General features: G+C 62.9%; 11 protein-coding genes. 10 read left to right on the forward strand and 1 reads right to left on the reverse strand.

What is annotated here, in order from left to right; genetic code table 11:
- Positions 1-461: 461 nt before the first annotated feature.
- A complete protein-coding gene (locus ABIB99_RS39660; RefSeq protein ID WP_354121968.1) occupies positions 462-959 on the reverse strand; it encodes a winged helix-turn-helix transcriptional regulator in 498 nt (165 codons plus the stop codon).
- Between the two features lie 206 nt (positions 960-1,165).
- On the opposite strand from ABIB99_RS39660, the gene ABIB99_RS39665 reads away from it, so the two are divergent.
- The 10 genes from ABIB99_RS39665 (at position 1,166) to ABIB99_RS39710 (ending at position 12,174) form a co-directional block, all read left to right on the forward strand.
- The gene (locus tag ABIB99_RS39665; protein ID WP_354121967.1) at positions 1,166-1,804 is read left to right on the forward strand and encodes a 2-hydroxychromene-2-carboxylate isomerase; all 639 of its coding nucleotides are present in this window, start codon (positions 1,166-1,168) and stop codon (positions 1,802-1,804) included.
- Positions 1,805-1,865: 61 nt separating this feature from the next.
- Positions 1,866-3,413 (forward strand): class I adenylate-forming enzyme family protein, encoded by a 1,548-nt coding sequence (locus ABIB99_RS39670; protein WP_354121966.1) that lies wholly within the window; start codon positions 1,866-1,868, stop codon positions 3,411-3,413.
- A gap of 45 nt (positions 3,414-3,458) precedes the next feature.
- A complete protein-coding gene (locus ABIB99_RS39675; RefSeq protein ID WP_354121965.1) occupies positions 3,459-4,196 on the forward strand; it encodes an SDR family oxidoreductase in 738 nt (245 codons plus the stop codon).
- Positions 4,197-4,208: 12 nt separating this feature from the next.
- Entirely contained in the window at positions 4,209-5,390 is a 1,182-nt protein-coding gene (locus tag ABIB99_RS39680) for an acyl-CoA dehydrogenase family protein (RefSeq protein WP_354121964.1), read from the forward strand.
- 23 nt (positions 5,391-5,413) lie between these two features.
- A complete protein-coding gene (locus ABIB99_RS39685) occupies positions 5,414-6,544 on the forward strand; it encodes an acyl-CoA dehydrogenase family protein (protein ID WP_354121963.1) in 1,131 nt (376 codons plus the stop codon).
- Between the two features lie 15 nt (positions 6,545-6,559).
- Positions 6,560-7,750 (forward strand): acetyl-CoA C-acyltransferase, encoded by a 1,191-nt coding sequence (locus tag ABIB99_RS39690; protein ID WP_354121962.1) that lies wholly within the window; start codon positions 6,560-6,562, stop codon positions 7,748-7,750.
- 19 nt (positions 7,751-7,769) lie between these two features.
- Positions 7,770-8,780, forward strand: coding sequence for an NAD(P)H-dependent flavin oxidoreductase (locus ABIB99_RS39695; RefSeq protein ID WP_354181127.1), 1,011 nt, complete (start codon positions 7,770-7,772; stop codon positions 8,778-8,780).
- A 97-nt stretch (positions 8,781-8,877) separates the two neighbouring features.
- Positions 8,878-10,038, forward strand: coding sequence for an iron-containing alcohol dehydrogenase (locus ABIB99_RS39700; RefSeq protein ID WP_354121960.1), 1,161 nt, complete (start codon positions 8,878-8,880; stop codon positions 10,036-10,038).
- A gap of 73 nt (positions 10,039-10,111) precedes the next feature.
- Positions 10,112-11,311, forward strand: a complete 1,200-nt coding sequence (locus ABIB99_RS39705) for an ABC transporter substrate-binding protein (protein WP_354121959.1) — start codon at positions 10,112-10,114, stop codon at positions 11,309-11,311.
- Between the two features lie 599 nt (positions 11,312-11,910).
- Entirely contained in the window at positions 11,911-12,174 is a 264-nt protein-coding gene (locus ABIB99_RS39710) for a hypothetical protein (protein WP_354121958.1), read from the forward strand.
- Positions 12,175-12,193 lie beyond the last annotated feature (19 nt).

The raw sequence follows: 12,193 nt of genomic DNA on the forward strand, positions 1-12,193 counted from the left end.
TTCCGAAAAAGCGGCGGTGTCCTCAGCGTTTGATGGACGATCGATAAAGGCATTCCGACAAAGAGAAATTCTGTAGTGATCTCAATCGCCTGGAAAGCGGGCAAAACGTCCGAATGAGTGCTGAAAGCACTCCGGAAATTCGAAGACTTCCAAGCTGAATACCGCAAGTCGCAGGGATCTCAAGCCGCTGACTCGAAGAGTAATTTGAGATGGTTGCAGGTCCGGGATTTGAACCTGTCGGAGACGCAGGCAGGCTTTCCGCCTCTCGAGACTCGACCAACGTACGTGCGTCGCCGGCCACAAGGGCCGTCGTTGTCGCACTGGCAAGCACCTCGGTTGGTGTTGGAACTCCCGACCGATACCTGAACTCCTCGTTCTGGTATTCGTGCGTCTCGCCAAGCAGAAGAGCAGCCGCTACATCGAAATCTATCAGGCCGCTGATGCATTTGTTCGGCCGGCTGTCATTTCGTCTCGTGCGCGACGGCCTTCGCACGCGCAGGTGAGGATTTCCGCGCGCCGGGGCCCGGATGCACGTGGACGGCTTTTGCGCTCAGCGGCTCACCGCATTCGGAGCAGACCATGACGGGGTCGAACATCTTGTGGCAGTTCTTGTGTTCGTGCAGCAACGGCCGTCCGCGCGAGTCGACCATGTGGATGTTGCCCCAGTGCACGATCGACATGATGATCGGATAGAGGTCGAGACCCTTCTGCGTCAGGATGTATTCGTAGCGCTTGGGTGCATCCTGATAGGGAATTTTGCGAAGCACCCCGAAGCGAACGAGTTTCTTCAGCCGGTCGGCTAGCAGGTGCCGGGTGACGCCAAGCGACGACTGAAATTCGTCGAATCGGCGAATCCGAAGAAAACCTTCGCGCAGGATGAGCAGGCTCCAGCGGTCGCCGATGACCGCCACGGTGCGGGCCAGCGAGCATGGCTCCTCTTCGAGAGCATCCCATTTCATCAACGTCTCCGACGAATCTGCGGCATCTACGAGAGTAAATTTTAAATCAGAACTCGCTGCATTTCAATAGGATGCGGCATTTTCCGCGAGATTTTCGATGTTGAATGATGATTATCATATTGACAGTTCTAAAATAGAACTTTAGGACTCGCGCAACGGTCAATCAGGTGGCGAACGACCACCGCCATCGAAGGGAAGGGCGTTCCATGGCAGCTCCGCTCAAGGTCGAGTTTCACTTCGATTTCGGCAGTCCCAACGCCTACCTCGCCGAGCTTGCACTGCCCGCCATCGAGCAGCGAACGGGAGTCAAGTTCGACTACGTGCCGGTGCTGCTCGGCGGCGTCTACAAGGCGACCGGCAACATGTCGCCCGCGGAGTCGCTGCGCGGGATCAAGAACAAGCCGGAATACAATGCGCTCGAGACCGAGCGCTTCCTGCGGCGTCACAACATCACGACGTTCAAGTCGAACCCGTTCTTCCCGGTCAACACGCTGATGCTAATGCGCGGCGTCGTTGCGGCCGATTTCGAGGGCCTGTTCGAGCCCTATTTCCGCGCTGCGTATCACCACATGTGGATCGAGCCAAAGAAGATGGACGATCCGCAGGTCTTCCGCGAAGCGTTCCTGTCATCCGGGTTGGACATCGACCGCATCACCGCCCGCGCCCAGCAGGACGACGTCAAGAAGAAGCTGATCGAGAATGCAAGCACTGCCGTGGCGCGCGGTACGTTCGGCTCTCCGACGTTCTTCGTCGGCAGCGAGATTTACTTCGGCAAGGACAGTCTGCGCGATGTCGAGGATGAAATCCTCGCGCAATCGACCGCGCAGCAGCGCAAGAGCGCCTGACCGCGCGGGAGGCATCCAGAACGAACCGAGCCCGCAAAGGGCCTTTCAACGGGAGGTGTCATTGTCGAACTGGCAGCAGGCTGCGGCCGAAATAACGAACGCATTGCCGCATCGCATCCATGAGGTGGTGGACCACTATGTTGACGCCACACCTGACCGAACGGCTCTGATCGAAGACAATGCCACTCTGACCTATCGCGAACTCGACCGGGCGGTTGGTGCCACGGCGGACGCGCTCCGCGCGCTCGGTATCCGCGCTGGCGATCGCATGATGATCGTCAGCGAGAACTCGATCGCGCTCGCCTGCCTCCTGTTCGCTGCAAGCCGCCTCGATGCCTGGGCGATCGTCGCCAATCCGCGGCTGTCGCCGCGTGAGCTCGATCAGATCAGGGATCACAGCGGCGCCCGGCGCATGTTATTCACGGCCGAGATTTCCGAAGAGGCGGCCGCGCACGCGATGCGTTACGACGCTCGGGTGCAGGACGTCGGGCCGCTCCGCGACATCGGCGTTTCTGCCCTGAACCGGGAGACGCAGGCCGAGCCGGTCGAGGCCGACGGCGCGCGGCAAGTGGCGGTCCTCATCTACACGTCCGGTACGACCGGAACGCCGAAGGGCGTCATGCTCACGCACCGGAACCTGCTGTTCTCGGCCAGGACCACGGCGACCTTGCGCAACATGACGGCGGACGACGTGCAATATTGCGTATTGCCGATCTCGCATATTGTCGGCATCTCGCTGCTGACGATGACGCTGATGGTCGGCGGCGTGACCCGGCTGGTTACCAAATACAATCCCGCTGCACTGGCCAAGGCGCTGGCCGAGGAAGGCATCACGCTTCTGAACGGCGTGCCCGCCACCTACCAGCGGCTGCTGGAATACATGCAGATGGCGGGCTTACAGAGGCTGGAGCGCGGTGCGCTGCGTCTGATGAGCGTCGCCGGCGCCCCGCTCGACCTCGAACTCAAGGCGAGGGTCGAGAACGAGCTCGGTCTTCCGCTCGGCAACGCCTTTGGCATCACCGAATGCTCGCCCGGCATTTCCGGTGTGCGGCCCGCGGCGCCGCGCAGCGACAATTCTGTCGGCACCCTCGTGCCGGGTATCGAAGCCAGGATCGTGGCGCGGGACGGCGCTATCGTGACGAACGGCGAGATCGGCGAGCTGCATGTCCGCGGACCGAACGTCATGCGCGGCTATTACCGCGCGCCCGACCTCACGGCGAAAGCGATCGACCCGGACGGGTGGTTCAACACGGGCGACCTCGCGCGCTTCGAGGGCGATGCGATGTTCATCGTTGGCCGCACCAAGGAGATGATCATCCGTTCTGGCTTCAACGTCTATCCGGCAGAGATCGAGGCGGTGCTCAGCACCCATCCCGACGTGGTGCAATGCGCCGTGGTCGGGCGGCCGGTCGTGGGCAATGAAGAGATCGTGGCCTTCGTCCAGCTTCTCAAAGGCTCGTCGGCCACTGCGCAGGACGTGATGGCGCATGTCGCGCCGGAGCTCACCTCCTACAAGCGGCCGTCAGAGATCATCCTCATGGACGCGCTGCCGGCCACTTCGACTGGCAAGCTCCTGAAGCACAAACTGGCGGAATCGCTGCGCAACTGAAGCGGGCGAGATCGCCTCAATAACTCACAAGGCTGGAGAAGTCCCTTGCAGAAGAGAAACAGGACGGTTGCGGTGATCGGCGCCGGCGACTTCATCGGCGGCGAGATTGCCAAGAAGTTCGCCTCGGAAGGCTTCACGGTCTTTGCTGGTCGGCGCAACGGCGACAAGCTCGCGCCCCTGGTTGCGGACATCGAGGCCGCCGGCGGCGAGATCCACGCCCGCTCGCTCGATGCGCGCAAGGAGGAGGAGATCATCTCCTTCCTCAATGACGCCGACAAGCAAGCGCCGCTCGAGGTCTGCATCTTCAACATCGGCGCCAACGTCAACTTCCCGATCCTCGAGACCACCGAGCGGGTGTTTCGCAAGGTCTGGGAAATGGCCTGCTACTCCGGCTTCCTTGCCGGGCGCGAGGCAGCGCGGCTGATGCTGCCGCGCGGAGGCGGCAACATCTTCTTCACCGGCGCGACTGCGTCCTTGCGCGGCGGTTCCGGCTATGCCGCCTTCGCCAGCGCCAAGTTCGGCCTGCGGGCCGTCGCGCAGGCGATGGCGCGCGAACTCGGACCGAAGAACATCCATGTCGCGCACCTCATCATCGATTCCGGCGTCGATACCGAATGGGTGCGGCAGCGCCGGCTCGAAGCGCTCGGCCCCGATGCGCTCGACAATCCGGACCTGTTGATGCCGCCCGCGTCGGTGGCCGCGTCCTATTGGCAGCTCTACCAGCAGCCCAAGAGCGCCTGGACGTTCGAGCTCGAGATCCGTCCCTTCGGCGAGAAGTGGTAGGGAGCGCATCCGATGGAGCTCGCGCTATCCCCTGAAGACGCGGCGTTTCGCGACGAAGTCCGCGCCTTCATCAAGGACAATTATCCGGCCGCGATGCGCGTCCCCAATCCGGAGACCGACCTTTCCAAGGAGCAGATGCTGCTATGGCATCGCATCCTGCACAAGAAGGGTTGGATCGCGCCACTCTGGCCCAAGGAGCACGGCGGGCCTGGTTGGTCGATCACCCGCCGTTTCCTGTTCGAGCAGGAGACCAGCCGTGCCGGCACGATGCCGCCCCTGGCGTTCAGCGTCACCATGGTCGGCCCGGTGATCTACACCTTCGGCAATGAGGGGCAGAAAAAGAAGTTCCTGCCGCGCATCCTGTCGGGCGAAGACTGGTGGTGCCAGGGCTATTCCGAGCCGGGCTCGGGCTCGGATCTCGCCACCGTCCGCACCAAGGCGGTGCGCGACGGCGACCACTACATCGTGAACGGCCACAAGACCTGGACCACGCTGGCCCAGCACGCCGACTGGATCTTCTGCCTGGTCCGCACCGATCCGACGGCCAAGCCGCAATCCGGCATTTCGTTCCTCCTGATCGACATGAAGTCGCCGGGCGTCACCGTGCGTCCGATCATCACCATCGACGGCTCGCACGAGGTCAACGACGTCTTCCTGGAGAACGTCCGCGTTCCCGTCGAAAACCTGATCGGCGGGGAAAACAAGGGCTGGACCTACGCAAAATTCCTGCTCGGCAATGAGCGCACCAGCATGGCCGGGATCGGCCGCTCGACGCGCTACATCGAGCGGTTGAAGGAGATCGTGAAGGCCGAGATTCCGGAGGACGATCCGGCGCATCTGGAATTCATCAGGGACATCGCCCGCGTCGAGCTCGACGTGCTGGCGCTGGAAGCGACCGAGCTACGCGTCGTGGCCCAGATGGCGCGCGGCATCGATCCCGGGCCGGCGGCTTCGCTGTTCAAGATCCGCGGCACCGAGATCTTCCAGAACATCACCGAATTGACTCATCGCGCGATCGGCAATTACGGCCTGGCGATCCGCGAGCATCCGGTCAGCGCCAACCATTTCATGCCGGGTCCGGACTACGGCCACACCGCGGCGGAGAAATATCTCAACGCGCGCAAGCTCTCCATCTACGGCGGATCGAACGAGATCCAGCGCAACATCATCGCCAAAGCAGTGCTCGGTCTCTAGCAATAGCGCCACAAGAGGATCGGATGGATATCCAGTTCACGGAAGAGCAGGAATTGTTGCGGTCCAGCGTCCAGCGCCTGTTGCGCGACAAGTATGATTTCGATGCGCGCCGCAAGATCGTCGCGAGCGAGGACGACATTGGCCGCAAGCAATGGGCGGAATTCGCCGAGCTCGGCCTGCTCGCCGCGCCGTTCTCGGAAGATGTCGGCGGGCTCGGGGGCGGACCGTTGTCGACCATGATCATCATGCAGGAGTTCGGCCGCCATCTCGTCGTCGAGCCTTTTGTCGAGACGGTCGTAGTGGCCGGTGGCTTGATCGAGCAGGCGGGTTCCGACAGGCAGAAGCAGGCCTACATCGCCGACATTATTGCGGGAGCGAAGCTCTGGGCACTGGCCTGGACCGAGAAGGGCTCGCGCTTCGATCTCGCCACCGTGACCACGACGGCGCGCCGGGACGGCAACGACTATGTTCTCACCGGCGAGAAGACCGCGGTGCTGGCCGCACCCTGGGCGGATTATCTCATCGTCTCCGCCCGGACCTCGGGCCATCGTCATGATCGCGGCGGCGTCAGCCTGTTCGTGGTCGATCGCCGCGCCGCGAACCTCGATCTGCAGAGTTTTAGGACCATCGATGGCCGCCAGGCAGCCGAGGTTAGCCTTCGGGGCGTGCGCGGGGAGTTGTTGGGCAAGGAGGGCGAGGGCGTTGCCGCGCTGGAGGCCTGCCGCGACCGCGCGATCGGCGCGCTCTGTGCCGAGGCGGTCGGTGCGATCGGTGAGCTGAACGCGGCGACGCTGGAGTATTCCAAGACGCGAAAGCAGTTCGGCGTCACGATCGGCAGCTTCCAGGTCCTGCAACACCGGATGGTCGACATGTTCATCGCGCATCAGGAGGCGCTGTCCCTGATGCAGCATCTCAGCCTCAGCCTTGGCGAGGATGAGGCCGGCGTCTCGCGGCTCGCCTCGGGCGCCAAGTCCAAGATCGGCTATGCCGCAAAATTCGTGGCCGATCAGGCCGTGCAGTTGCACGGCGGCATGGGCATGACCGACGAGCTCAATGTCGGTCATTACTTCAAGCGGATCTCTTCCATCAATATCCAGTTCGGCGATCCCGCCTACCACGTGTTGCGTTACGCGCAGCTCGACGCGGCCGCCTGAGACAGAGAGGCAAGCATGTCGTCACCCGAAGCAGTCATCGTCTCCACCGCACGCACCGGCGTCGGCAAGGCCTATCGCGGCGCGCTCAACAACACTGACGGACCGACGCTCGCCGGCCATGTCATGGCCGAGGCGGTGAAGCGCGCCGGCATCGCGCCCGGCGAGGTCGAAGACGTGGTGATGGGCTGCGCGATGCAGCAGGGGACCATGGTGATGAACGTTGCGCGCAAGGGCGCGATCCGCGCCGGGCTTCCGGTGACCGTTGCCGGCACGACGATCGACCGGCAGTGTGCGTCCGGCCTGCAGGCAATCGCGGTGGCCGCCCGCTCGGTAATGCTCGACGGCGTCGAGATCGCGATCGGTGGCGGCATCGAGTCGATCAGCCTGGTGCAGAACGACCACATGAACCGCTTCCACGCCGTCGACGATGAGTTGATGGCGATGAAGCCGGAGATGTATATGTCGATGCTGGAGACTGCCGAAGTGGTCGCCGAGCGTTACAAGATCGGGCGCGACAAGCAGGACGAGTACAGCCTGGAGTGCCAGCGCCGGGTCGGCGCCGCGCTGCAGGGCGGCCGCTTCAACGACGAGATCGTACCGATCACGACCAGGATGGCCGTGGTCGACAAGGACACCAAGCAGGTCAGCTATCAGCAGGTGACACTGAGCCGGGATGAAGGTCCGCGGCCGGAGACCACGGCGGACGGCCTCGCCAAAGTCAAGCCGGTGTTCGAAGGCAAAACCATCAGCGCCGGCAACGCCAGCCAGCTTTCGGATGGCGCTTCGGCCTGCGTGATCATGAGCGACAAGATCGCGGCACAGAAGGGTTTGAAGCCGCTGGGCATCTTCCGCGGCTTCGTCGCCGCTGGCGTCGAGCCCGACGAGATGGGCGTCGGCCCGGTCGCGGCGATCCCGAGGCTCCTCAAGCGCCACAATCTCAAGATCGACGACATCGATCTCTGGGAGCTCAACGAAGCCTATGCGGTGCAGGTGATCTATTGCCGCGACAAGCTCGGCATCGATCCCAACAAGCTCAACGTCAACGGTGGCTCGATCGCGATCGGCCATCCCTATGGCATGACGGGTTCGCGGCTGACCGGCCACCTCCTGATCGAGGGCCGGCGGCGCAAGGCGAAATACGGCGTGGTGACCATGTGCATCGGCGGCGGCATGGGTGCCGCGGGCCTGTTTGAAATCGTCCACTGATCGGAAACGGAGTTTTGGCGTGAAAACAGCAATCACTGAACTGTTCGGCATCCAGCATCCGATCATCCAGGGCGGCATGCATTATGTTGGCTTCGCCGAGATGGCGGCGGCGGTGTCCAATGCCGGCGGCCTCGGCATCATCACCGGCCTGACGCAGAAAACGCCGGAGCTCCTCGCCAAGGAGATCGCGCGCTGCCGCGACATGACGGACAAGCCGTTCGGCGTGAACCTGACCTTCCTGCCGACGCTGTCGGCGCCGCCCTATCCGGAATACATCGCAGCCATTCGCGAGGGCGGGATCAAGGCAGTCGAGACCGCGGGTCGCAGCCCGGAGGCGTACATGCCGGCGCTCAAGGCGGCCGGCATCAAGGTGATCCACAAATGCACCTCGGTACGGCATTCGCTCAAAGCCGAGAAGATCGGTTGCGACGCCGTCAGCGTGGACGGTTTCGAGTGCGGCGGCCATCCCGGTGAGGACGACATCCCGAACATGATCCTGCTGCCGCGGGCGGCGGATGAGCTGAAGATCCCCTTCGTGGCTTCCGGCGGCATGGCGGATGGACGAAGCCTCGTCGGGGCGCTCGCGATGGGCGCCTCTGGCATGAACATGGGTACCCGCTTCGTCGCCACCAAGGAAGCCCCGGTCCATGACAATGTGAAGCGGGCGCTGGTCAAGGCGACCGAGCTCGACACCGTGCTTGTCATGCGTGCGCTACGCAACACCGAGCGGGTGCTGAAGAACAGGGGCGTCAACGAGCTGCTCGAGATCGAGCGTGAGAAGGGCGCAAGCCTGAAGATCGACGACATCCTCGACCAGGTGGCTGGCGTCTATCCCAAGGTGATGGTCGATGGCCAGATGGATGCGGGTGCGTGGAGCTGCGGCATGGTGGTCGGGCTGATCCATGACATTCCGACGGTCAAGGAGCTGATCGATCGCATCATGGCGGAGGCCGAAGCGATCATCCGCCAGCGGTTGACCGGCTTTCTCGACGGCGAGATCGAGACGCAGCGGGCGCGCGCGGTCGCCTGACGAGCGGCGAAGAGCACGCCAAGACCGGGGATAGCTGGCGGCGTCGGGATGCTGACGCCGCGGCGGTGCGGAGAGAAGTAAACCAGGGAGGAAGAGCATGCCCGTCGTTGGTAGCCATCAATATCCCACCATGGAATCCGTGATCTACGGCAAGCCGGCGGCCGAGGCGCTGCGGGAGGAGGCCGAACGGCTGGGCGCCAAGCGCGTCTATCTGATCGCGAGCCGCACGCTCAACACCACGACCGACGAAATCGAGAATATCCGGACGGCGCTCGGTGAACGCCATGCCGCGACCTTTGACGGCGTGCCGCAGCATACGACCCGGGACGTGGTGACGCAGATTGCCCGGCAGGCCAAGGATGCCCAGGCCGACCTGGTCGTCGCTATCGGCGGCGGCTCCGTGGTCGATGCGGCAAAGATCGTGCTGATGTGCATGGAGCACGAGATTTTTGGGCCGATGGGGCTCGATGGGTTCGAGACCACGCCGGACCGCCGCTTCGGGCCATTCCGAACCCCGAATGTGCGGATGATCGCGATCCCGAGCACGCTCTCCGGCGGCGAATACAATTCGGGTGCGCTGGTCACCGACACTAGCCGCAAGCTGAAGCAGATATTCAATCATCCGATGATGATGCCGCGAAGCATCATCCTCGATCCCGCGATTACCAAATACACGCCGGAGAAGCTCTGGCTGGGTTCCGGCACACGCGCGATGGACCATGGCATTGAGGCGATCTGCTCCAGCCGTCCCAATGTGCTCGTCGATGCCGTATGCCAGCAGGGATTGCGCTATCTGTACGACGGGCTTCGGCGCACCAAGGACAATCCAAACGACGAGGCGGCGCGGCTGAGCTGTCAGTTGGGGTCCTGGATGTCAGCCTTCGGCTTGCAGTCGCGCGTTCCGATGGGCGCCAGCCATGCCATCGGCCATGTCCTCGGCGGGACCTGCGATGTTCCGCATTATTTCTGTACGGCGGTGATGATGCCGAGCGTGCTGCGGTACAATCTGCCGGCCACGCAAACGGCGCAGAGATCGGTCGCCGCCGCACTCGGCGCGCCCGGTCGCGATGCGGGCGAAGCCTTTGCAGCCTTCATCGCGGAGCTCGATCTGCCGCGGCGGCTCGCCGACGTCGGCGTAGCCGAGGACCGTTTCGAGCTCATTGGCAAGAACGCAATGTTGTCGATCTTCACGCGGGCCAATCCGCAGCCGATCCGTGAGCCCGGCGACATCGTCAAGATACTCAAGCTGGCGGCCTGACGCGGCCGCTGAATGTCTGTCACGCCTTGCGGCAAGCACCACGTGCGTAAATCAATAGTGGAGGGAATCTGCGATGTCCTGGAGCACGCGACTCGCCTGCGCACTTGTGATTGCGATTTCTACTCCTTGCTGGGCAGGCGATGCGTCGGGTGTCACACCGACGAAGATCAAGATCGGCGGCATATTTCCCCTGAGCGGACCGGCGTCCTCGATCGGTCAGGTCGGACAGGGCGTGCAGGCCTACGTGCAATCGATCAACGATCGCGGCGGCATCAACGGCCGCAAGATCGACTACGTCATGATGGACGATGCCTACAGCCCGCCCAAGGCCTTCGAGCACGCGCGAAGGCTGGTGGAGAGCGACGAGGTCGCCTTCATGTTCAGCCAGCTCGGCACGGCGGGCAACTCGGCGGTGGCCAAATATCTCGCTACGAAGAAGGTGCCGACGATTGCGATCGTCACCGGCGCGAGCAAATTCACCAACGTCAAGGACTATCCGCTGACGACCACAGGCCTCGTCAGCTATGACACCGAAGGCAAGATCTACGCAAGATACCTGACGCGTGCATTGCCCGCGGCGAAATACGCAATCCTCTACCAGAACGATGATCTCGGTCGCGACTACGTCAACGCCTTCAAGGCGGTGCTGGGCGCGGATTTCGACAAGCGTGTGGTCACCGCCAGCTACGAGGTCACGGAGCCGACGGTCGACTCGCAGGTCGTCGCACTCAAGAGTTCCGGCGCGCAGGCACTGTTCGTGGCCGGGACGCCGAAATTCGCGGCACAGGCGATCCGTCGCGCAGCCGAGACCGGGTGGAAGGCGACGATCCTGATCAACTTCCCTTCGTCTTCGGTCGCGGGCACGCTGAGACCGGCGGGCCTGGAAAACTCCATCGGAGTCATCGTCGGGACCCCGAACAAGGATCCGAATGACCAGAAATGGACTGACGATGAGGCGGTCAAGGCCTATCGCACCTTCTTCGAGCGATATCTGGTTGGCTCCGACATCACCAACACCAGCTATCTGACCGGGTACCAGCAAGGCATGGTGCTCGAGCAGATCCTCAGGCAATGCGGCGACGATCTTTCGCGCGAGAACATCATCAAGCAGGCAAAGTCGCTGAAGGACTTTGTTTTGCCGACCGCCTTGCCCGGCGTCAGGATCAATACCAGTGAGAGCAACAACATGATCTGGACGCAGCTTCAGCTTCAGCGCTGGACCGGTTCCCGCTGGGAGCCGTTCGGCGACATTCTCGACGCAAGCTCGGAGTAGAGCATCCGGCTGCTCCGACGCTTAGGCCGTGAGGACGAAGTTCATCAGGAGAAATCCACGATGGCCGACTTGCGCATATTCTCCTATCTGCCGAACCCGCCTGTCTGGAAGGCAACCATTGCCGCACGGTTCTGCGGTGTGGATGTCGAGGTCAGAGGGGCGCCCGCCAGGGAGCTCAAAGGCTGGCTGTGGGATTATGACGCACGTCCTCTGGTCGAGGAGGAACGCCAGTCGCTGTCATCTCTCGCACGAACGGGGCGGGTCGGGCTGACCGGCGCGCAGCTCTTCAAGACCGATGCTTTTTTGGCGGCGCAGCCGTTCGGCAACGTGCCGGCCGCCTTCGGGCCTGCCGGCAAGGTCGGAATCTTCGAATCCAACAGCATCATGCGTGCTGTGGCGCGCCTTGGCGAAGCGACGTACCAGCTCTACGGAAGGGACGCCTATGAAGCGTCCAGGATAGACGGCTTTCCCGATGTCAGCCTGGTCTTTGCGAGGGACAGATCTATCTCCTTGCGCTGTCGGCCGGCACGGTCGATGCGACCATTCACGCGCGCGCGAAGGAGGCGTTTGCGATCTATGCGTCGGGGATCGAACAGGCCTTGTCGCCGCGGCGGGATACGCTGGTGGGGAACGGGATCACGTTGGCCGACATCTGCTTTGCCGCCGAACTTGCGCTGTTCGCGAACGAGCATGCGTGGGTTGAACAGTTGAACAGACTGAGCCTCGACAAGATCCTGCACGCCGGTGTTCGGAGTGAGTACCCTCTGGCGTTCGCTCATTTTGACCGGCTCGTCGCGCATGAGCACTTCCGTCCTGATCTCGGGCCATATGTCGAGAAGTTGCTGTCCAGGGCTGCGGCGTAAAGGCCGCCGGCTGCACGAA

It is taken from the genome of Bradyrhizobium sp. LA6.1, from assembly GCF_040547805.1.
Lineage (GTDB): Bacteria > Pseudomonadota > Alphaproteobacteria > Rhizobiales > Xanthobacteraceae > Bradyrhizobium > Bradyrhizobium barranii.

Excerpts from the sequence above, each read along its gene's own strand:
- ABIB99_RS39705 (WP_354121959.1), top strand. The coding sequence starts at position 10,112 with ATGTCCTGGAGCACGCGACTCGCCTGCGCACTTGTGATTGCGATTTCT.
- ABIB99_RS39685 (WP_354121963.1), top strand. The coding sequence starts at position 5,414 with ATGGATATCCAGTTCACGGAAGAGCAGGAATTGTTGCGGTCCAGCGTC.
- ABIB99_RS39680 (WP_354121964.1), top strand. The coding sequence starts at position 4,209 with ATGGAGCTCGCGCTATCCCCTGAAGACGCGGCGTTTCGCGACGAAGTC.
- ABIB99_RS39660 (WP_354121968.1), bottom strand. The coding sequence starts at position 959 with ATGAAATGGGATGCTCTCGAAGAGGAGCCATGCTCGCTGGCCCGCACC.
- ABIB99_RS39700 (WP_354121960.1), top strand. The coding sequence starts at position 8,878 with ATGCCCGTCGTTGGTAGCCATCAATATCCCACCATGGAATCCGTGATC.
- ABIB99_RS39665 (WP_354121967.1), top strand. The coding sequence starts at position 1,166 with ATGGCAGCTCCGCTCAAGGTCGAGTTTCACTTCGATTTCGGCAGTCCC.
- ABIB99_RS39690 (WP_354121962.1), top strand. The coding sequence starts at position 6,560 with ATGTCGTCACCCGAAGCAGTCATCGTCTCCACCGCACGCACCGGCGTC.